The 20,617-nt window shown below is 63.9% G+C and carries 19 protein-coding genes; 17 read left to right on the top strand and 2 right to left on the bottom strand.

Annotated features, from left to right (window positions below; genetic code table 11):
- Positions 1–192 precede the first annotated feature (192 nt).
- From AC1DXN_RS03995 to AC1DXN_RS03945, 11 genes are all read left to right on the top strand, one after another.
- Complete coding sequence (locus AC1DXN_RS03995) at positions 193–861, top strand: response regulator transcription factor (RefSeq protein ID WP_477245845.1); 669 nt, start codon at positions 193–195, stop codon at positions 859–861.
- A gap of 79 nt (positions 862–940) precedes the next feature.
- A complete protein-coding gene (locus tag AC1DXN_RS03990; protein WP_477245847.1) occupies positions 941–2,197 on the top strand; it encodes a flagellar hook protein FlgE in 1,257 nt (418 codons plus the stop codon).
- Between the two features lie 30 nt (positions 2,198–2,227).
- On the top strand, positions 2,228–3,682 hold the full coding sequence (gene flgK / locus AC1DXN_RS03985; protein WP_477273073.1) for a flagellar hook-associated protein FlgK: 1,455 nt from the start codon (positions 2,228–2,230) through the stop codon (positions 3,680–3,682).
- Between the two features lie 3 nt (positions 3,683–3,685).
- A complete protein-coding gene (locus AC1DXN_RS03980; RefSeq protein ID WP_477273075.1) occupies positions 3,686–4,729 on the top strand; it encodes a flagellar hook-associated family protein in 1,044 nt (347 codons plus the stop codon).
- Positions 4,730–4,760: 31 nt separating this feature from the next.
- Positions 4,761–5,108: a flagellar biosynthesis regulator FlaF gene (gene flaF, locus AC1DXN_RS03975; protein ID WP_477245853.1), complete on the top strand. Its 348-nt coding sequence runs from the start codon at positions 4,761–4,763 to the stop codon at positions 5,106–5,108.
- Complete coding sequence (gene flbT / locus AC1DXN_RS03970) at positions 5,105–5,548, top strand: flagellar biosynthesis repressor FlbT (protein WP_477273077.1); 444 nt, start codon at positions 5,105–5,107, stop codon at positions 5,546–5,548. The genes flaF and flbT overlap by 4 nt, the downstream gene beginning before the upstream one ends.
- Positions 5,548–5,955 carry a flagellar hook assembly protein FlgD gene (flgD, locus tag AC1DXN_RS03965; protein WP_477245856.1) on the top strand — a complete coding sequence of 136 codons (408 nt, stop codon included), beginning with the start codon at positions 5,548–5,550 and terminating at the stop codon, positions 5,953–5,955. Before flbT ends, flgD begins: the two co-directional genes overlap by 1 nt.
- Before the next feature lie 26 nt (positions 5,956–5,981).
- Positions 5,982–6,248 carry a flagellar biosynthesis protein FliQ gene (fliQ, locus tag AC1DXN_RS03960; RefSeq protein WP_477273079.1) on the top strand — a complete coding sequence of 89 codons (267 nt, stop codon included), beginning with the start codon at positions 5,982–5,984 and terminating at the stop codon, positions 6,246–6,248.
- A gap of 104 nt (positions 6,249–6,352) precedes the next feature.
- Positions 6,353–8,260, top strand: coding sequence for an asparagine synthase (glutamine-hydrolyzing) (gene asnB, locus AC1DXN_RS03955; protein WP_477421465.1), 1,908 nt, complete (start codon positions 6,353–6,355; stop codon positions 8,258–8,260).
- 175 nt (positions 8,261–8,435) lie between these two features.
- Entirely contained in the window at positions 8,436–10,079 is a 1,644-nt protein-coding gene (locus AC1DXN_RS03950) for an MFS transporter (RefSeq protein WP_477273083.1), read from the top strand.
- 125 nt (positions 10,080–10,204) lie between these two features.
- Complete coding sequence (locus AC1DXN_RS03945; protein ID WP_477273085.1) at positions 10,205–11,206, top strand: diguanylate cyclase domain-containing protein; 1,002 nt, start codon at positions 10,205–10,207, stop codon at positions 11,204–11,206.
- Positions 11,207–11,222: 16 nt separating this feature from the next.
- On the opposite strand, the gene AC1DXN_RS03940 is transcribed toward AC1DXN_RS03945, so the two are convergent.
- Together AC1DXN_RS03940 and AC1DXN_RS03935 are read right to left on the bottom strand one after the other, a co-directional pair.
- A complete protein-coding gene (locus tag AC1DXN_RS03940; RefSeq protein ID WP_477273086.1) occupies positions 11,223–13,004 on the bottom strand; it encodes a chloride channel protein in 1,782 nt (593 codons plus the stop codon).
- 147 nt (positions 13,005–13,151) lie between these two features.
- Positions 13,152–13,451: a putative quinol monooxygenase gene (locus tag AC1DXN_RS03935; protein WP_477273088.1), complete on the bottom strand. Its 300-nt coding sequence runs from the start codon at positions 13,449–13,451 to the stop codon at positions 13,152–13,154.
- Positions 13,452–13,573: 122 nt separating this feature from the next.
- Here AC1DXN_RS03935 and flhA point away from each other — a divergent pair, with 122 nt between their 5' ends.
- The 6 genes from flhA to AC1DXN_RS03905 all read left to right on the top strand — a co-directional run bounded on the left by flhA (position 13,574) and on the right by AC1DXN_RS03905 (position 20,608).
- On the top strand, positions 13,574–15,661 hold the full coding sequence (gene flhA, locus AC1DXN_RS03930; RefSeq protein WP_477245870.1) for a flagellar biosynthesis protein FlhA: 2,088 nt from the start codon (positions 13,574–13,576) through the stop codon (positions 15,659–15,661).
- Positions 15,658–16,410 carry a flagellar biosynthetic protein FliR gene (fliR, locus tag AC1DXN_RS03925; protein ID WP_477273090.1) on the top strand — a complete coding sequence of 251 codons (753 nt, stop codon included), beginning with the start codon at positions 15,658–15,660 and terminating at the stop codon, positions 16,408–16,410. The genes flhA and fliR overlap by 4 nt, the downstream gene beginning before the upstream one ends.
- 5 nt (positions 16,411–16,415) lie before the next feature.
- Entirely contained in the window at positions 16,416–16,799 is a 384-nt protein-coding gene (locus tag AC1DXN_RS03920; RefSeq protein WP_477273092.1) for a hypothetical protein, read from the top strand.
- 206 nt (positions 16,800–17,005) lie between these two features.
- On the top strand, positions 17,006–17,866 hold the full coding sequence (locus tag AC1DXN_RS03915) for an FAD binding domain-containing protein (protein WP_477273094.1): 861 nt from the start codon (positions 17,006–17,008) through the stop codon (positions 17,864–17,866).
- Positions 17,866–18,342 (top strand): (2Fe-2S)-binding protein, encoded by a 477-nt coding sequence (locus AC1DXN_RS03910; RefSeq protein WP_477245877.1) that lies wholly within the window; start codon positions 17,866–17,868, stop codon positions 18,340–18,342. The genes AC1DXN_RS03915 and AC1DXN_RS03910 overlap by 1 nt, the downstream gene beginning before the upstream one ends.
- Position 18,343: 1 nt before the next feature.
- Entirely contained in the window at positions 18,344–20,608 is a 2,265-nt protein-coding gene (locus tag AC1DXN_RS03905; RefSeq protein ID WP_477273096.1) for a xanthine dehydrogenase family protein molybdopterin-binding subunit, read from the top strand.
- The last annotated feature ends 9 nt before the right edge of the window (positions 20,609–20,617 follow it).

Raw genomic sequence — 20,617 nt, 5'->3', positions numbered from 1 at the left:
TGCTCGGCCTCGCCGATGCTCCAATCGTCGTCGGCGCATGCAGCCACCGAAGCAGCCACGCGGCCGCCGTTATTTCGAACCTCAAAAAAACTCCCAAGAAAATAGCTACAAGAAATGACGGTTGTTCACGAATCCCGCCACCGGATACGGCTTTTCACACGGGGCAGATGAGCTGATTCGGAGGGCGGGCCGATGATTGTGATCGTTGACGAGCGTGAGCTCGTAACTGAGGGATACAATTCACTTTTCGATCGTGAGGGCGTCGCCTGCGCAGGCTTCGCACCCGGCGAGTTTGGCGAGTGGGTGACCTCGGCGGCCGACACCGATCTGAGATCGGTCAGAGCCTTCCTTATTGGCGACTGCCGCGAGGGTGCAATCTCGCCACGCCAGATCCGCGATCGCACCGGCGCACCGGTCATAGCACTCAGCGAACAACACTCGCTGGAGAACACGCTTCGGCTGTTCGAGAGCGGCGTTGACGACGTCATCCGCAAGCCGGTTCACATCCGCGAGATACTGGCCCGCATCACCGCCATCCGCCGTCGCGCTCATGAAGACGTGGCCTACACCGAGATCGGCGCCATGCGCATCTTCATGGACGGCCGCGATCCCGAGATCGACGGCCAGCCGCTGCCCTTGCCGCGCCGCGAGCGCCGCATCCTCGAATATCTGGCGAGCAATCGTGGCCGCCGCGTCACCAAGACCCAGGTCTTCAACGCTATCTACGGCATCTTCGACGAAGAGGTCGAGGAGAACGTGGTGGAGAGCCACATCAGCAAACTGCGCAAGAAGCTGCGTGAGAAACTCGGCCACGATCCGATTGATTCCAAGCGCTTCCTCGGCTACCGGCTCGTCTATTGATGCCGACCTCCGCCAGCCTCGCGCAAGACAGAAAGCGTACCCTCACGGCCAGTAATATGGACATTGAGGAGACGTTTCGATGAGCCTCTACGGAATGATGCGGACCGGCGTTTCCGGCATGAATGCACAGGCAAACCGCCTGTCCACGGTGGCCGACAACATCGCCAATTCCGACACCACGGGCTACAAGCGGTCCTCCGCCGAATTTTCAACGCTGGTCATGCCGACTGTCGGCGGCGCCTACAATTCCGGCGGCGTCAACACCACGATCCGCTCCGCGATCAGCTCGCAAGGGGTGCTCCAGTACACCACCTCGGTTTCCGACCTGGCGGTCAATGGCGAAGGCTTCTTTGTCGTCCAGAATCCGAGCGGAACGCCTTTCCTCACCCGCGCCGGTGCCTTTGTCCCGGACGCCGAAGGCAAGCTGGTCAATGCCGCCGGCTACCAGCTGATGGCCTACAGCTATGCCAATGGCCCGCCGGCCGCCACCGCCAACGGCTTCGACGGGCTTGTGCCTGTCCAGATCTCCGACCAGGAGATGACGGCGACGCCGAGCACCGAGGGCACTTTCAACGGCAATCTTCCCGCCGGCGCGACCCCGGTCGCTGCGGGCAGCCTGCCCACGACCAACACGGCCACGGCTCAATACACCTCGAAATCCTCGCTGGTCGCCTATGACAATCTCGGCAACAAGGTGCTGCTCGACGTCTATTTCACCAACACCGGCGCCGGCACCTGGCAGGTCTCGGTCTTCGACCAATCCAAGGCCACGGCCGGCACTTCGTTCCCCTATACGGGTGGCGCGCTGGGCTCCGCCAACCTGACCTTCGACACCACGACCGGCAAACTCACCGGCGCCGTCACCGGTGTGTCCGTGACAGTGCCGAACGGCGCCGCCTTCAACCTCGATCTGTCCAAGCTCACCCAGCTCGGCACCGGCTTCACCGTCTCCGACGCGACGGTCAACGGCAACGCACCGAGCACCATCCAGAAGATCCAGATCGGTCAGGACGGCATCATCTACGCGCAGTATGAGGACGGCTCCACCAAGCCGCTCTACAAGATTCCGCTGGCCGACGTGCAGAGCCCCGATCGCCTCACCGCGCTGCCTGGCAACGTCTACTCGCAAAGCGCCGACTCGGGCGCCGTGCGCATCGGCTTTGCCAATGAGGGCAAGCTCGGCAGCGTCGTCTCCGGCGCCTTGGAGAATTCCAACGTCGATATCGCCGAGGAATTGACCAACATGATCGCGGCGCAGCGCAGCTACACCGCCAATTCGAAAGTCTTCCAGACCGGTTCCGACCTGATGGACGTCCTTGTCAACCTGAAGAGATAAACGACGGGCGCCAGCCCGTGAAAGACCCGCATGTCGCTGACCTCCGCATTGAGCATCGCCCAGTCGGCGCTTCTGACCACGTCGAAGCAGACAAGCATCGTTTCCCGCAACGTTGCCGATGCCTCCAATCCGGACTACGCCCGCCGCACGGCGGTCGTCACCAGCACGGCGCCCGGCGCGCGCTCGGTGGAGATTCAGCGGGCCACCAACGCCTTGCTGTTTCGCCAGAACCTCAGCGCGCAGTCGGCATGGAGCGGCCAGAGCACGCTTTCCAGCGGCATGGACCGGCTGGACCTCGCCGTCAACGGCGTCGACAACGCCTCCTCGGCTTCGACCGCGATCGGCAATCTGCAGCAGGCGCTGCAGCTCTATGCCACCTCACCGTCGAACCCGAACCTCGGCGCCAGCGTCATCGACGCAGCCAAGCAGGTCACGCGCTCGCTGAACGACGGCACCAAGGCGATCCAGGATTTCCGCACCCAGACCGACGGCGAGATCGCCACGGCGGTCGACGATCTCAACTCGCTGCTCAGCCAGTTCCAGGATGCCAACAAGGCCATCATCTCCGGCACCCGGTCGGGCGGTGATGTATCCGATGCGCTCGACCAGCGCGACGCGCTGCTGAAGAAGATTTCGGAATATGTCCCGGTGTCGACCTTCACGCGCGGCGACAACGACATGGTCATCACCACCAAGGATGGCACCACGCTGTTCGAAACGATACCGCGCTCGGTGAGCTTCACGCCATCGCCGGGCTATGCCGCCGGCGTCGCCGGCAACACCGTCTATATCGACAACGTACCGGTCTCCGTGGGCTCAGGCGGCGATGCCAGCGCCGACGGCAAGATCGCCGGCCTGATCACATTGCGCGACGGCGTCGCCGCTACCATGCAGAGCCAGCTCGACGAGACCGCGCGCGGGCTCATCACCGCCTTTGCCGAGACCGCGCCGTCACTGCCCAACGCAGCCGGTCTGTTCACCTGGTCGGGTGCCCCCGCCGTGCCGCCGGCCGGCACGCTGGTCAATGGCCTTGCCGGCTCGATCAGCGTCAACGCGGCGATGGATCCGAGCGTCGGCGGCAATGTGACGCTGCTGCGTGACGGCGGCGCCAACGGCGCTGCCTATGTCGCCAACACCAGCGGCGGCGCTTCCTACGCAGACCTTTTGATCGGCTATGGCGACAAGCTCGATCAGCCGATGGCTTTCGATCCGTCCGCCGGCATCACCACCGCATCCAGCGTCGCCGACTACTCCGCCAATGCCATTGGCTGGTTCGAAAGCGTGCGGCAGCAGGCTTCGACCAATGCCGACACCAAGGAAGCGCTGGCGACGCGCACGGCCGAAGCGCTGTCGAACGACACCGGCGTCAACGTCGACCAGGAAATGTCACTGCTGCTCGACCTCGAACACACCTACCAGGCCTCGGCCCGCATGATGAAGACCGTCGACGACATGCTGTCCGCCCTGCTCGATGCCGTGGGATAAGCCATGAAAGCGACATCCGTCTCCTCAGCCGCCATGTCAAACGCTCAGCGCTATTCGCAGATGCGCATGCAGAGCGACCTCGTCAAAGCCCAGAAAGAGGCAACGACAGGCACGGTCGCCGATGTCGGCCTGGCGCTTGGCGGACGCACCGCCCAGGCCGTGACCTTCTCGCGCGATCTCGACCGGCTGAATGTCATCATCGATTCCAACGCATTGGTCACAGCCCGGCTTACCTCGACCCAGAATTCGCTCGGCCAGCTCTCCGACGTCGCGCAGGATTTGCTGACCGCCCTGACCGCCACCGGCGATTCCTCGAGCACCATCACGCATGACGCCGGCAAGGCCGCGGTGCAGCAGCTGACGTCGATCCTCAACACCAGCGTCAACGGCGAATATCTGTTCGCCGGCACCAACACCGACGTCAAGCCGGTCGATGACTTCACCGCCGCCGGCTCGCCCGCCAAGGCGGCGTTCGACGCCTCCTTCGTCGCTTATTTCGGTTTCACCCAGAACGACCCGGCCGCGGCCAGCATCACCGCCACCCAGATGGACAGCTTCATCACCACCAGTGTCGAGCCGCAATTCCTCGGCTCCGGCTGGCAGACCAACTGGTCGAATGCCACCGACCAGCAGATCACCAGCCGCATCGCGCTCAACGACACCACCCAGACCTCGGTCAGCGCCAACAGCGACAGCATCCGCAAGCTCGCCATGGCGTCGGCCATGATCACCGGCCTGCTGTCCAGCAACATCAGCCAGGCCGCGCGGAATTCGGTCGTCACCCGTTCCATGTCGCTGGTCGGCGAAACACTGGGCGGGCTCGGCCAGCTGCAGTCGCAGACCGGCCTTGTCCAGAAACGCGTGTCCGACGCCAGCGACCGCATGAAGACGCAGGTCGATCTTTTTGAGCGGCACATCCTCGATCTCGAAGGTGTCGATCCCGCCGAAGCCGCCACCAGGGTCGCCGATCTTACGCAGCATATCGAGACGTCTTTCGCGCTGACGGCGCGCCTGCAGCAACTCAGCCTGTTGAATTACCTGACCTGACAACTCGCAAACGGAACGGTAGAGCCCAACGATGTACCAATTCTCCTACGCCGACATCCAGACCGACTCCGTTGCCGATGCGAAGGACCGCGAGCGGCAATTGCTGACCCGCTCGATCGACATGCTGTCGGCGGCTGCCGCTGTCGGCCACGGTTCGATGGAGGCGGTCGAGGCGCTGCACTTCACCAACCGCATCTGGACCACTTTCGTCGACGATCTCGGCTCCAGCGACAATGCGCTGCCCAAGGAGCTGCGCGCCAATCTGATCTCCATCGGCCTGTGGCTGCTGCGCGAGACCGAGGACATCCGCCAGGGCCGTACCGACAATTTCGAAGGGCTGATCGAAGTCTCCCAGATCATCAGGGACGGCATTCAATGACCAACACGCTGAAGATATCGCTGAAACCCAACGAAAAAATCTACATCAACGGCGCCGTCATCCGCGTCGACCGCAAGGTCACTGTCGAACTGATGAATGACGTGCAGTTCCTGCTCGAAAGCCATGTGATCCAGCCCGAGGACGCCTCGACGCCGCTCAAGCAGCTCTATTTCATCCTCCAGGTCATGCTGATGAACCCGTCGGGCGCTGTCGAGGCGCGCGACATGTTCCGCCGCTCGCTGCCCTTGCTTCTGGCAAGCTTCGAGGACGAGCAGATCTGCAGCGGGCTGAAGCAGATCGACCGCATGGTCGGCGAGGACCATATCTACGAAGCGCTGAAGGCCATCCGCGCGCTTTATCCGCTCGAACGCCGCGCGCTTGGCGGCAATGACGATGTTGCGGGTGCGCGGCGCCCGCTGGCTGTGGGAGCACGATACTGATGAACGTGGACATGACGACGACCATACCGACCGGCGCCAATCAGGCCACCCAGTCCACCTCGAAGACAGCGGTCGACTACCAGTCGTTCCTGAAGCTGTTGATCGCCGAGATGAAAAATCAGGATCCGACGAAGCCGATGGATTCGACGCAATATGTCGCCCAGCTCGCCACCTTTTCGCAGGTCGAGCAATCGGTGCAGACCAACACCAAGCTGGACCAGATCATGCAGTCCTCGGCATTGTCGCAGGCGGATGCCTTGATCGGCCGTTCGATCACCTCCGCCGACGGCAAGACCACGGGCACCGTGGCGTCGGTGCGGCTCGCCAGCAGCGGCCTCATCGCAGTGCTGCAGAACGGAACGGAAATCGCGGTCGGCCCGGGCGTCTCGGTGAAGGCCGCAAGCTAGGCCGATACGAGCTAGGGTCTTAACTCATGAACGAGGCTGACGCTCTCGATATCGTCCAGTATGCGGTGTGGACGGTGCTGACCGCATCCGCTCCGGTGGTGCTGGTCGCCATGGTGGTCGGCATCGGCATTGCCCTGATCCAGGCCTTGACCCAGATCCAGGAAATCACGCTGACCTTCGTGCCCAAGATCGTCGCCATCATGCTGGTCGTGGCGCTGACCGGCCCGTTTATCGGCAGCCAGATATCGGCCTTCACCAACGTCATTTTCCAGCGCATCGAAAACGGCTTCTAGCCTCGGCCCGGGGCCACGCTTGCAGCCGGCCGGGTTCCGGATAGATTGCTATCTCGCGGCAAGCATCTGCTTTGCCCGCGGCGCCCCTTTGTCCCGATAATCTCTTGGAATGCCATGAACCAGGCAAGACCGACCGGCAGGCCATGTGCGGAATAGCCGGCGTCTGGCGCAAGCATAGTCCGATCGGCGCGCGCGACCTGTCGGATGTCGCCCGCATGATGCAGGCGCTGGTGCATCGCGGCCCGGACGATCAGGGCAATTGGAACAGTGGCCGGCTCGCTTTAGGTCACCGGCGGCTTACGATCATCGATCCGTCGCCTGCCGCGCGCGAGCCGATGCTGACCGCATCGGGACAGGGCGTGCTGGTCTACAATGGTGAAGTCTACAATTACCGAGCGCTGCGCGCAGCCCTCGAGGCCGAAGGCAATGTCTTCCGAACCGTATCGGATACCGAGGTGGTCCTGCAGGCCCTGCATCACTGGGGCCCGGACAAGGCAGTGCCGCTGTTCGACGGCATGTTCTCCTTCGCCTATTTCGATCTGCGCAACGAGGCTCTGTGGCTTTGCCGCGATCGGCTCGGTATCAAGCCGATGTCAGTGGCGGTGACCGACGACCGCATAATCTTCGCGTCCGAGGACAAGGCGATCCTTGCGTGCGAAGGGTTCGCGCGCGACATCGACACGCGTGAAATCACCTTGCGGCTCGCCTGGCAGAGCCGCGATTCGAGCTTCAGCCTGTTCGACAAGATCGAGCGCCTGCCGCCCGCCGGCCTGTGGAAGATCACCGATGGTGGCGTCGAGAAACGCAGTTTCTGGCATGTTCTCGACGTCCTCGAAACGGCGCGCATCAACGATGACAGGGCATCGGACCCTGAGCGCATATCAGCGCTGGAAAAGCTGATCGAGGACAGCATCGAGATGCACTGCATCGCCGACACCAGCGTCGCCACGGCCTGCAGCAGCGGCGTCGACTCCGGCCTGATCACCGCGCTGGCCAAGCGTTTCCGGCCCGAGATCCACGGCTATGTCGTCGATCCCCTGATCGGCCGCAGCGAAGCCGAAAACGCCGAGCGAACCGGCCGCCATGTCGGTGTGCCCTTGCGCAGGGTGCCACTCGACAAGGACCGCTTTTTCGAGCTGTGGCCGAGAATGGTCTGGCATCTGGAAAGCGATGGATGGCACGCCAGCCGGCCAGCGCTGCTGGCGCTTGCCGAACAGTGCCGGGCCGATGGCATCAAGGTTCTGCTCACCGGCGAAGGCGCCGACGAACTTTTTGGCGGCTACAAATGGCAGGTGGCGAGCATGAAGCTGTGGCGTCCATGGTCATGGCCGCAGCGGCTGTTTCAGTCGAAGCGCTCGCTCGATCGGAAATTCAAGCGTCTGCGCCGTGCGCCATACGCGATCTCGATGGGTGGCGGCAAAGGATCGGATCGCAATGCCGTGTTGCGAGCCCTGTCGCCGGAACTGAACTTTCTGCAAACCAAGCTCTTCGACCGGCTGGAGCCGGTGACACCACTGAGCGACCGCGCCTTTCTGGGAAGCTGCCTTCAGGACCTGTACGGGCATCTTCAGGATCTGCTGCACAGGCATGACCGGCTCAGCATGGCGGCGTCCGTGGAACTCAGGGTGCCTTTCCTCGAGAACAGGCTGATCGATTTTGCCATCCATCTGCCCAGGCGACACAAATATCGCGACAAGACCGGGAAGTGGCTTTTGAAAAAGGTCGCGGAAAAACACATCCCACGCCAGAACGTCTACGCAAAAAAGGTCGGTTTTGACATGTCTCCCGACTTTAGCGCCGGCGCTCAGGGTTTGTTGCGCAAGGGGTTCTTGCGGGATGCCATGAAATGGCCGGCGTCTTCCCTGGAGGATCTGGTGGAGCTTGCGGCGCGCGATGAATCATCCCGCATGCGGCTCGTCGGCATGGAGCTTTTCCTGCGCCTCTATGCCGGCGGCGAGACGGCGGGCAACCTGACCGAAGCGCTGCATGCCGTCAGCAGGGACGCCCGCTGACGTGGACCAATGAGAACCTTGCGCTGGGCAAAAGACGGTCACCTCAGGACGTATTTTCGCCTTCGCTATCCTGTTGTTGGATCATGATCTTTTTGAAAGAGGCGTTCGCCCTTTGCGGCGCCGCGCTCTACTTGGTTCAGCGGACGAAACCAGCAGGTGAAGGCAGGCAGCTTTTATGATCGATGACGAGCCGGCCAGCGAACGCGTCTCGGCGCTGGCGCCGTTCCGGCATGGGATTTTCCGTGCTGTGTGGTCGGCCAGCCTGGTGTCAAATTTCGGCGGCCTGATCCAGGGCGTCGGCGCCGCCTGGATGATGACCACCATCGCCACCTCGTCCTACCAGGTCGCGCTGGTCCAGGCTTCGACCACTCTGCCGATCATGCTGTTTGCGCTCGTCGCTGGCGCCATCGCCGACAGCTTCAACCGGCGCAAGGTGATGCTGGTCGCCCAGACCTTCATGCTGGTCGTGTCGGTGCTGCTGACGCTGTTCACCTGGTTCGGCCTGATCACGCCGTGGACGCTGCTCGCCTTCACCTTCCTGATCGACAGCGGCACGGCGCTCAACAGCCCATCCTGGCAGGCTTCCGTCGGCGACATGGTGCCGCGTCCCAAGCTGCCGGCGGCGGTCGCGCTCAACTCACTCGGCTTCAACCTGACGCGCAGCGTCGGCCCGGCGATCGGCGGCATCATCGTTGCTGCTGCGGGTGCCGCGGCCGCCTTTGCCGCCAACGCGCTGAGCTATGTCGGCCTGATCATCGTGCTGGCGCGCTGGAAGCCGGAACTGCCGGTGTCCACCCTGCCGCGTGAGACGCTCGGCGCGGCGATGGGCGCCGGCCTGCGCTACGTCGCCATGTCGCCCAACATCGGCAAGGTGCTGGTCAGGGGTTCGGCCTTCGGCTTCAGCGCCGGCGCGGTGCTGGCGCTGCTGCCGCTGGTGGCGCGCGATGTCGTCAAGGGCGATGCCTTGACCTACGGCATCATGCTCGGCGCCTTCGGCATCGGCGCGGTCGGCGGCGCGCTGGTCAGCGTCCGGCTGCGGCAGCTGCTGTCCAGCGAGACCATGGTGCGCATGGCCTTCGCCGGCTTCGCGCTCTGCGCCTTCAACGCCGCCATCAGCCACAACGCCTGGCAGACCTCGCTCGGACTGCTCCTCGGCGGCGCCTGCTGGGTGAACGCGCTGTCGCATTTCAACGTCACCGTGCAGATGTCGACGCCGCGCTGGGTGGTTGGCCGGGTGCTCTCGGTCTACCAGACGGCGACCTTCGGCGGCATCGCGCTCGGCAGCTGGGTCTGGGGCGTCGTTGCCGATGCGCACGGCGCCGAAACCGCGCTGATCGCTGCCAGCGTCGCCATGCTGGCCGGCGGCGCCATCGGCCTGCTGTTGCCTCTTCCCCAGCAGGCGATGCTCAATCTCGATCCGCTCAACCGCTTCAAGGAACCGCATCTCGGGCTCGACCTCAAGCCGCGCAGCGGTCCGATCGCCATCATGATCGAGTACATCATCCGCGACGAGGACGTGCCGGAATTCCTCGGCGTCATGGCCGAGCGCGGCCGCATCCGCCGCCGCGACGGCGCCCGCAACTGGACGCTCGCGCGCGACCTTGAAAACCCGGCGATATGGATCGAGCACTATCACACGCCGACCTGGCTCGAGTACATCCGCCACAACAAGCGCACCACCCATGCCGACGCCGTCATCGGCGAGCGCATAAGGGCGCTGCACAGCGGCGACGAACCGCCGCGCGTGCGCCGCATGATCGAGCGCCCGACAACCGCCGGCACGGCGTTGGTCATGCCGAAGGGCCCGATCGAGCATTAGGCCTTTCCTGCTGGATCGAGTCGCTCCCCAGCATCTGCGTCAATTTTAGCGAAACTTGATATAAAGATTCTCGGCGTATTCGTGACCTTGACGGCAAGCACCCTGCAAGGAGCAACGAGAACCTTATGCCAGCATTGCGCAAGTCGCCCGCACCGATGGATTTCCAATCGAACGAACCGGCAAAGGTCAGTTCGACAGAGCAGTCCCTGCGGGAAAGAGTTCGGCTTCTGGAGGCAGTCGTCGACAACTTCCCCGGCGGCATATCCCTGTTTGATGACGACCTGCGGATGGTCCTCTGCAACGACCAGCAAAAGTCCATGCTGGACTATCCTCCGGAACTTTTCCGCAATGGCTATCCAAACATGGAGGATCTGTTCCGGTTCAATGCCGAGCGAGGTGAGTATGGCCCCGGGTCGACCGAAGAACATGTCGGCAGGCGTCTTGAGCTGGTCAGACAGCGAACGCCCCACAGCTACAACCGCACCCGCCCCAATGGCACCGTGCTTGAAGTACGGGGCGTTCCACTCAGCGGCGGAGGATTTGTGACCACCTATCTGGACGTGACGGAGCAACGCCGCAACCAGGAACTCGTTGCCCATATGGCGCACCACGATCACCTAACCGATCTTCCCAACCGCGCGCTGTTCAATGACCGTTTGCAGCAGGCAATCGCGAAGACGAAGCGCAACGGGACCATAGCCGTCCTGTGCCTGGATCTTGATCGGTTCAAGCCTGTCAACGACCAGCTTGGTCATCAGGCGGGAGATGAGCTTCTGAAGCAGGTTGCCGGACGACTAAATGCCTCGGTTCGCGATCACGACACGGTCGCACGCCTTGGAGGCGACGAGTTCGCCATCGTGCAGACAGATATCCATCGGCGATCCGACGCCGGCGTCCTTGCACGGCGTCTGGTTGCAGCGATGCATGAACCGTTCGCTGTTTGTGGGCATTCGATCTCCATCGGCACCAGCATCGGTATCTCCGTTGCACCCGACAACGGGTTGTCATTGGACGACCTGTTGCGGAAAGCCGACCTGGCGCTCTACCGGAGCAAGCGTGGCGGTCGGGGCACATTCAGTTTCTATGAGGACGAACAACAGTTCGCCCCCGAACCGCGTTTGGCCTGAAATGGCCGACTGCCTGTTACCCCTCGCCTGACAGGTCGCGGCGAGCCTTGTCGAGTTCCTCGGCATAGCGGCGCATCAGATGGCCTTCGGTCAGCAGCCCGACGACGACCTGATCGTCGAAATCCTCGACCACGGCCAGCTCCTCGGCGCCGGCGCGCTGGAAGGTTTCGGCGGCCGATTGCACATTCATGCTCGGCACCAGCACCGCATCCCTGAATTTGGCGAGCGAGAGCACCGGCGCCTCGCCATCGGACTGGTCACTGTGCAGTTCGGCGACGATCAATACGCCCATATAATGCTGCCCGGCATCCACGGCGATGACGCGCTGCGCCGAACCAAGCGGCACCTGCTTGCGGAAGGCGGCAAGCGTCGTCCCGACATCGATGGTGCGAACATCCTTGCGCATCATCGTGCCGACCGTCAGGCTACGCATCCAGCCGACATCATGGGCGCTGCGGATCGTCTCGCCGCGCAAATGGAAGCGCCAGGTCGAGAAGGAATAGCCGAAGGTTTCGCGCACCAGGATCGCCGCCATCAGCGAAGCCGCCAGCACCACGCCGGTAAGCGTCAGGTCGCGGGTCGATTCCAGCGCCAGGAATGTCATCGTCAACGGACCGCCAACAACGCCGACGGCCAGCGACGTCATGCCGACGACGGCGGCGACCGACGGGTCGATGCCGGTCGCCGGCGAGACGAAGGCCATCACCCCGGCGAACATCTTGCCGAGAAGCGCGCCGAGGAACAGCGAGGCAAAGAACAGGCCACCGCGAAAACCAGAGCCGAGCGAGATCGCCGATGCCGCGAGCTTCAGCACGAAGACGCTGGCCACGACAGCGAGCCCGTAGTTCATCGCGAACTCGCGATGCAGCGCGCCATGCCCGCTGGACAGGACCTGCGGCGTGATCAGCCCGAGCAGCCCGACGATGATGCCGCCGATGAAGGGACGCAGCGACGCATCGATCGACAGCCTGGCGAAACCGCGCTCGATCAGGCTCACCAGATGCATGATGGCAATGGAGGCGGCACCCCCAAGCAGGCCGAGCAGCAGGAACGGCAGATACTGGCTGGCGGTGAGTTCCGGCAGGCCGGAGAGCTCCAGCGGAAACGGCACCACGCCAAACAGCTCGGCGGTCAGAGAAGCGCAGATCGCGGCGGTCATCACCGGCGCGACATTGGCGACCGAATAGATGCCGATGACCAGCTCAAAACCGTAGAAGGCACCGGTCAGCGGCGCGTCGAAGGCGGCGGCGATCGCACCGGCAGCGCCGCAGCCGACCAGGATGCGGACATCGTTGCGGCGCAGGTTGAAGGCGCGCGCCAGTCGCGACGCCAGGCCGGACCCGACCTGCGTGTAACCGGCCTCCAGTCCGACCGAGGCGCCAAAACCGCTGGAGATCATCGTCTGCCCGGCGATGATGAAAGTGTCGGTGAGCGACATGCGCCCGCCATAGAGTGCGTTGGCTTCGATCGGATCGACTGGGGTGCGGAATTTTCGTCTTCTAAGCCAGATCACCGTCAGCCCAAGCAGGATGCCGCCGATCGCCGGCACCAGCGCCTGCACCGGGTTGGCGAGCGAAAACATCGCCGAAAGCCGGCCGCCCGGCTGAACGCCGAACAGCAACCCATGCAGGTCCAGCACCATCTGGCTCATCGCGGTGACCAGCACCGCCGCCATCACCCCGACGACACCGGCCAGGATGACGATGACGATGCCGCGTGCCTCGAGCAGCGGGATCGATCTGATGAGCACCGCGCGAAGCCGGCGGGCATAAACTTGCGGTTCGTTTCTGGAAGGCACCGGAGCGGCTCGCCGATATCCGAATGGTGTGAAGGCCTGCCGTGCTGATACGCCCGGCGATACCGCATGGCAACCGCGATACCGGCTATCGAACAGCGCTTCTTTGGTACGCCCCGAGGACAACGGCGAAAGGCCGTTGCCAAACAATCAGGTCGGCTTGGGCTCCCCCGCCTCATAGAGCACGAGATTGCGATCGCCGATGCCGAGTGCCGGCCAGCTGGCACGCCAGCTTGTCAGATGGGGCGCGGCAAAATGGGCATCGAGCGCCGCCCTACTGCTCCAGACTTCGGTGATCCGGATGAGCCCCGGATCGAAGACATCCTGCGCATAGGAATATTCGAGGCAGCCGGGCTCGGCGCGGCTGGCCGAAACCATGCGCTCCATCGCCGGCTTTGCCTGCTCGAGCTTTTCCGGCGGCAGGCGGACGGTGCCGATGATCAGGAGCATGGGAGTTCCTTTCGAAGGCTCGGACCACGGTGCAGTAGCCAGTCTCCCACCCTCGCGCAAGCTTGGTCGCTTAGGCTCACCAGGCTGTCGCATGCTCGGCAGGCTTGTGATCTGGGGACGACATGGCGATCAGCGAAAGCATCCAGCCCGGCGCGGTGGCCAAGAACGGCCGCGACGTCTTCTTCGCCATCGGCATCGTCATCATCCTGGCCGTGCTGTTCCTGCCGATCCCGGCTTTCCTCATCGACATCGGCCTTGCCTTCTCGATCGCGCTGTCGGTGCTGATCCTGATGGTGGCGCTGTGGATCCAGCGGCCGCTCGATTTCTCCTCGTTCCCGACCGTGTTGCTGATTGCCACCATGCTGCGGCTGTCGCTCAACATCGCCACCACGCGCATGATCCTGGCGCATGGCAATGAGGGCACGCACGCCGCCGGCTATGTCATCGCCGGCTTCTCCAGGCTGGTGATGGCCAGCGATTTCGTCATCGGCCTCATCGTCTTCATGATCCTGATCGTGGTCAATTTCATCGTCATCACCAAGGGCGCCACGCGTATCGCCGAAGTCGGCGCGCGCTTCACTCTCGACGCCATCCCTGGCAAGCAGATGTCGATCGACGCCGACCTGTCCGCCGGCATGATCGACGACAAGACGGCGCAGCTGCGCCGCCGCGAGCTTGAAGAGGAATCCTCCTTCTTCGGCTCGATGGACGGCGCCTCAAAATTCGTCCGCGGCGACGCCATCGCCGGTCTCATCATCACCGCCATCAACATCGTCGGCGGCATCGCCATCGGCTATATCAGGCACGGCATGGGCATGGGCGAAGCCGCCGATGTCTTCATCAAGCTGTCGGTCGGCGACGGCCTCGTCACCCAGATCCCGGCGCTGATCGTTTCGCTCGCCGCCGGCCTGCTCGTCTCCAAGGGCGGCACCCGCGGCTCGACCAACCAGGCGGTGTTCGGCCAGCTCGGCGCCCATCCGCGCGCCCTCTATGTGGCGGCATCGCTGCTCGTCCTGCTCGGCCTGATGCCTGGCCTGCCGCTGTTTCCCTTCTTTGCGCTCGCCGGCGGCATGGCCGGCCTCGGCTACATCATCCCGATGCGCGCCAACCGTGTGCTTGCCGAGGCCGAAGCGCTGAAGAACCAGGAGAAGGCGACCAAGGTCGAGGAGGAAAAGAACTCGGTCAAGGCTTCGCTGGCCACCGCCGAGATCGAGCTTCTGATCGGCAAGCAGCTGTCGACGCGGCTTTTGGTGTCGCATCAGGAACTGTCCTTCCGCATGGCCAAGATGCGCAAGAAGTTTGCCACGCAGTATGGCTTCGTCGTGCCGGAGGTGCGCGTCGCCGACGATTTTGGCATTCCGCCGAAGAGCTATCAGATCAAGGTGCACGGCACCGTGGTGGCCGAATACCAGATGCGCGTCGGCGAGATCATGGTGCTGCTCGGCACCCGCGACGTGCCCGACATGCCCGGCGAGGAAATCCGCGAACCGGCCTTCGGCATGCGCGCCTTCTCGGTGCTCGAAACCTTCGCCGAGGATCTGAAGCGCGAGAACTACACCTTTGCCGACAACATGTCGGTGCTGCTCACCCATCTGTCCGAAGTCATCCGCAACAACCTGCCGCAGCTTCTGTCCTACAAGGACATGAAGGCGCTGCTCGAACGCCAGGACCCGGAATACCGCAAGCTCGCCGACGAGATCTGCACCTCGCACATCTCCTACCCCGGCCTGCAGGCGGTGCTGAAGCTGCTGCTCGCCGAACGCGTCTCGATCCGCAACTTGCACCTGATCATCGAGGCCATCGCCGAGATCGCGCCGCATGTGCGCCGCACCGAGCAAATCGTCGAGCATGTCCGCATCCGCATGGCCCAGCAGATCTGCGGCGACCTTTCCGAGGGCGGCGTGCTCAAGGTGCTGCGCCTCGGCAACCGCTGGGACCTCGCCTTCCACCAGAGCCTCAAGCGCGACGCCAAGGGCGAGGTGCGCGAATTCGACATCGACCCGCGCCAGCTCGAAGAATTCGGCCAGGACGCGACCAAGGCGATCCGCAAGCATCTGGAAGCCGGCGAGCGCTTCGTCCTCGTCACCGCCCCGGACGCCCGCCCCTATGTGCGCATGATCATCGAGCGCCTGTTCACCACGCTGCCGGTGCTCAGCCATGTCGAAATCGCCAAGGGCGTTGAGATCAAGGTGCTCGGGACCATATCGTGACCGCGCTGTCGCAAGGCGTCGTCATCGCCGCCTTCCTCGCCTTCTGCCGCATCGGCAGCTGCTTCATGCTGATGCCCGGCCTGTCCAGCGCCCGCGTGCCGGTTCAGGTCAGGCTGTTCGTGGCCATCGCCGCCACTGGCGGCCTGCTCACCTTCTTGTGGGATCGCATCTATCCCTTCGTCGATCCGCGCCCGCAGATACTGGCGCCGATGATCGTCTCGGAACTGCTGATCGGCGGGCTGATCGGCGCCATGACCAGGCTCTACATGGAGGCGCTGCGATTCATGGGCGCCGGCATCGCCACGATGATCGGCTATGGCGGCTCCGGCGGCCCCGCCATCGAAGAGGCCGAGCCGCAGGCGGCCCTTGCCGCCATTGTCTCTTTTTCGGCGCTGATGCTGCTCTTCGTCTTCGATTTCGACCACGAGATCGTGCGCGCGCTGGTCTCCTCCTACACGGTCGCGCCGGTCAACATCTTCTTCAACCCGCAGGCGGCCCTCGTCGATGTCACCGACACCGTGTCGGACGCCTTCTTCCTGGTCATCCGCCTCGGCAGCCCTTTTGTCGCCTATGCCATCCTCGTCAATCTGACCATCGGCTTCGTCAACAAATTGACCCCGCAAATCCCGGTCTATTTCATCTCGCTACCCTTCGTCATCGCCGGCGGGCTGATCATCTTCTATTTCGCCATCGGCACTCTGCTGTCGCTGTTCGTCAACGGCTTTGTCGACCTCACACTGGCGCGGTAGACAGAATGAGCACGCGCAAGGATCGCCTGAAAAAACTGGTCAAGGTGCAGGAACAGCTGAAGGCGCTGCACGAAACCCGCCATGCGACATTCCTGTCGGCGGCCGCGGAGGCGCAGACGGAAGCAAAAGAGCTGGTCGAGCATTTCGACGCGGCCGATTCGCTGGCCGGCCTGTTTCCCGATCTTTACCATCGCCGCATCGCCAATGCCGTGGTTCGCCAGGAAGCGAGCCTGGAAAGCGCCAGGCAGGAGGCCGGCCTGATCGCCACAGCAACCGCGCGCACCAACATGGTCGAGCGCGCCTACAAGGACGTGCGCCGCCGCGACGACCGCGAACGCTCCGACCGCGACCGGCTCGATCTCATCGCGCAGAAGCGCGGGCAGGAGTAGCGGCGGGAATTTTGCTTTCCATAACCGAAGTTTCCCCGAAAGCCCCCTCAAAGCCAGTTGCCGCCATTTACGGGCGTACGCCAATTCGGTTTTTAGGACTCTATTTTTCGGCGTCTGGCCCAATCGCCGCAACCGAGGAAGCGGATGGCCATTATGAGGAGACAGTTTATAACGGTCGCTGAAATTCCGATATCCAAGGGGAGACGATGCGTTACATACGTCCGCTTTCAATCGAAGATGCCGTTGGTGAGCTCGCCAAGGCAATAGGCCCGGCCGCCATCCTCGCGGGGGGCAGCGACCTCCTGGTGAGGATGAAGGGCGGCTTCATCGAACCCGACCTGATCGTCGACATCAAGGCGATCGCCGGCTTCAACGAAATCCGCGAAACGGCCGACGGCTTCAGCATCGGTGCCGCGGTGCCCTGCGCCGTGCTGGGCGAGAGCGCCGCCCTGAAAAAGGCATGGCCCGGCGTCGTCGAAGCGGCCAAGCTGATCGGCTCGAAGCAGGTGCAGGGGCGCTGCACCATCACCGGCAATCTCTGCAACGCCTCGCCGGCGGCCGACAGCGTGCCGGCGCTGGTCGCGGCCGGCGCCCGGGCATCGATTGTCGGACCGGGGGGCAGGCGAACCATTCCCGTGGCGAGCGTGCCGATCGGGCCTGGCAAGACGTCGCTCGCCAAGGGCGAGATCATCGAGGCGATCCTGCTCGACAGCCAAGCACCGCGCTCGGGCGACGCCTATCTGCGTTTCATTCCACGCACGGAGATGGATATCGCGGTGGTCAGCGCCGGCGTCAACCTGACGCTCGATGAGCACGGCGTCGTCAAAGCGGCCCGCGTGGCGCTGGGCGCCGTGGCGGTGACGGTGCTTCTGGTGGAAGAGGCAGCCGAGGCCCTCATTGGCAGGAAACTGGATGAAGCAGCCCTCGAGCGGCTCGCCAAGGTCTGCGCCGGGGCTTGCCGCCCCATCGACGACAAGCGCGGTACCATCGAGTTCAGACGGAAGGTTGCGGGCGTGCTGGCCAAGCGGGCCGCCACGACCGCCTATGCACGTGCAGGAGGCAAATGATGGCTGGTGTAGCAGTTTCAACCACAATTAACGGCGACCACGTCGAGTATCTTTGCCAGCCGGACGAGACGCTGCTCGATGTGCTGCGCGATCGGCTCGGGTTGACAGGCGCCAAGGAAGGCTGCGGCACCGGCGACTGCGGCGCCTGCAGCATCATCCTCGACGACCGGCTGGTGTGCTCGTGCCTGGTGCTCGGCGCAGAGGCTGAAGGCCGGCGCGTCGAGACCATCGAGGGCATGGCGCATGGCGACAAACTGCATCCGCTGCAGCAGAAGTTCCTTGAGCACGCGGCCCTGCAATGCGGCATCTGCACGCCCGGGTTCCTGATCGCGGCCAAGGATCTCCTGGCCAAGAACCCCGACCCGACCGAGGAGGAAATCCGCTTTGGGCTGGCCGGGAACCTCTGCCGCTGCACCGGCTACGACAAAATCGTGCGCGCCGTCCAGGACGCCGCCACCGTGATGAAGGGAGCCTGAGATGAATTTCGATCCACGTTTTTCCGGGCGTAAATTCACATCCGTCGGCACGCGCCCCATCCGTCCCGATGGCGTCGACAAGGTGACGGGTCGCGCCCGCTACGGCGCCGACTTCAACATGGCGGGACAGTTGGTCGGGCGGATCTTAAGAAGCCCGCACGCCCATGCGAAGATCAGGAAGATCGACACCTCGAAGGCGGAAAAGCTTCCCGGCGTGAAGGCGGTGATCACCGCCGCCGACCTGCCCGACCTCACAGATGGCGATGCCGCCATGTACGACGTCCTCGACAATTGCATGGCGCGCACCAAGGCGCTCTATGACGGCCATGCGGTGGCCGCGGTGGCCGCCGTCGACGCCCGCACGGCCAGGCAGGCGCTGAAGCTGATCGTGGTCGACTACGAAATCCTGTCGCATGTCACCGATGTCGACGAGGCGATGAAGCACGCCGCCCCCCTGATCGACGATACGATCTTCACCGAAGGCCTCGAGGAAAAGCCGGTAAAACCCTCCAATGTCACCAAGCGCAGCCAGTTTGGCCATGGCGATGTCCATCAGGGTTTCGGGCACGCCGATTTCATCGTCGAGCGCTCCTTCAAGACCGAGCAGACGCACCAGGGCTATATCGAGCCGCATGCCTGCGTCGCGAGCGTCAGCTCCGACGGCACCGCCGACCTCTGGGTCTGCACGCAGGGGCATTTCGTCTATCGCCAGCATTGCGCGCAACTGCTTGGCATGGAAGCCTCGAAGCTGCGCGTCACCTCGTCGGAGATCGGCGGCGGCTTCGGCGGCAAGACCCATGTCTGGGCCGAGCCGGTGGCGCTGGCGCTGTCGCGCAAAGCGGGCCGGCCGGTCAAGCTGGTGATGACCCGCGACGAGGTGTTCCGCGCCTCGGGGCCGACCAGCGCCACCTCGATCGACGTCAAGATCGGCGCCCGCAAGGACGGCACCATCACCGCCGCCGAAGCGACGCTGCGCTACAGCTGCGGCCCGTATGCCGGCTCCTGGGCCGAGATCGGCGCCATGACGGCGTTTGCCTGCTACAAGCTCGATAACGTCAAGACCGTCGGCTATGAAGTGCTGGTCAACCGGCCGAAGACGGCGGCCTATCGCGCGCCCTCCGCACCCATGGCGGCGTTCGCGGTGGAAAGCGCCGTCGACGAGCTGGCCAAGGAGATCGGCATGGACCCGGTCGACTTCCGCATCAAAAACGCCGCCCAGGAAGGCACCAAATCGTCCTACGGCCCGGTCTATGGCCCGATTGGCATCGGCCCGACGCTGGAAGCGGTGAAGAGCCATCCGCACATGAAGGCCAAGCTCGGCAAGAACCAGGGCCGCGGCATGGCCTGCGGCTTCTGGTTCAACTTCGGCGGACAGACCTGCACCGACCTCAACATCGGCATGGACGGCTCGGTCTCGCTGGCCGTTGGCACCGTCGACGTCGGCGGCTCACGCGCCTCGCTGTCTTTGGTGGCGGCGGAGGAACTCGGCATCGATTATAGCCAGGTCAAGGCGATCGTCGCCGACACGTCCAGCCTCGGTTACAATGACATGACCGATGGCAGCCGCGGCACCTTCTCGTCCTCGATGGCGACGATCTCGGCCGCCCGCAACGCGATCAGGATCCTCAGGGAACGCGCCGCGCAGATGTGGGACATTTCCGTCGACGACGTGGTCTGGGAAAAGGGCCATGCCGTCGCCAAGGGCGAGAAGCACGGCAATCTCGGAAAGCTGTCGCTGAAGGAGATCGCGGTAGAGTCCGGCAAGACCGGCGGGCCGATCGCCGGCCACAGCGAACTCGTCGCCGACGGCGCCGGCGTCTCCTTCGCCACCCATATCTGCGACATCGAGGTCGATCCCGAGACCGGCTTCACCAGGGTCATCCGCTACACGGTGGTGCAGGATGCCGGCAAGGCGGTGCACCCGACCTATGTCGAGGGCCAGTATCAGGGCGGTGCCGCGCAAGGCATCGGCTGGGCGCTCAACGAGGAGTACATTTACGGCAAGGACGGACGGCTGCAGAACGCCGGCTTCCTCGACTACCGCATCCCGGTCTGCTCGGACCTGCCGATGATCGACACGCAGATCCTCGAGATCCCCAACCCCAACCACCCCTATGGCGTGCGCGGCGTCGGCGAGACCTCGATCGTGCCGCCGCTGGCGGCGATCGCCAATGCGGTATCGAACGCAGCGGGCGTGCGCATGACCCACATCCCGATGTCGCCGCCGCGCATTCTGGCGGCGATCGAGGCGGAACGGGCAGGCTGAGCGAGGTCG

It is taken from the genome of Mesorhizobium sp. P2_H9 (genome assembly GCF_056403215.1).
The sequence above is the reverse complement of the archived record's forward strand: the minus strand, read 5'-3'. Positions and strand labels throughout refer to the sequence as shown.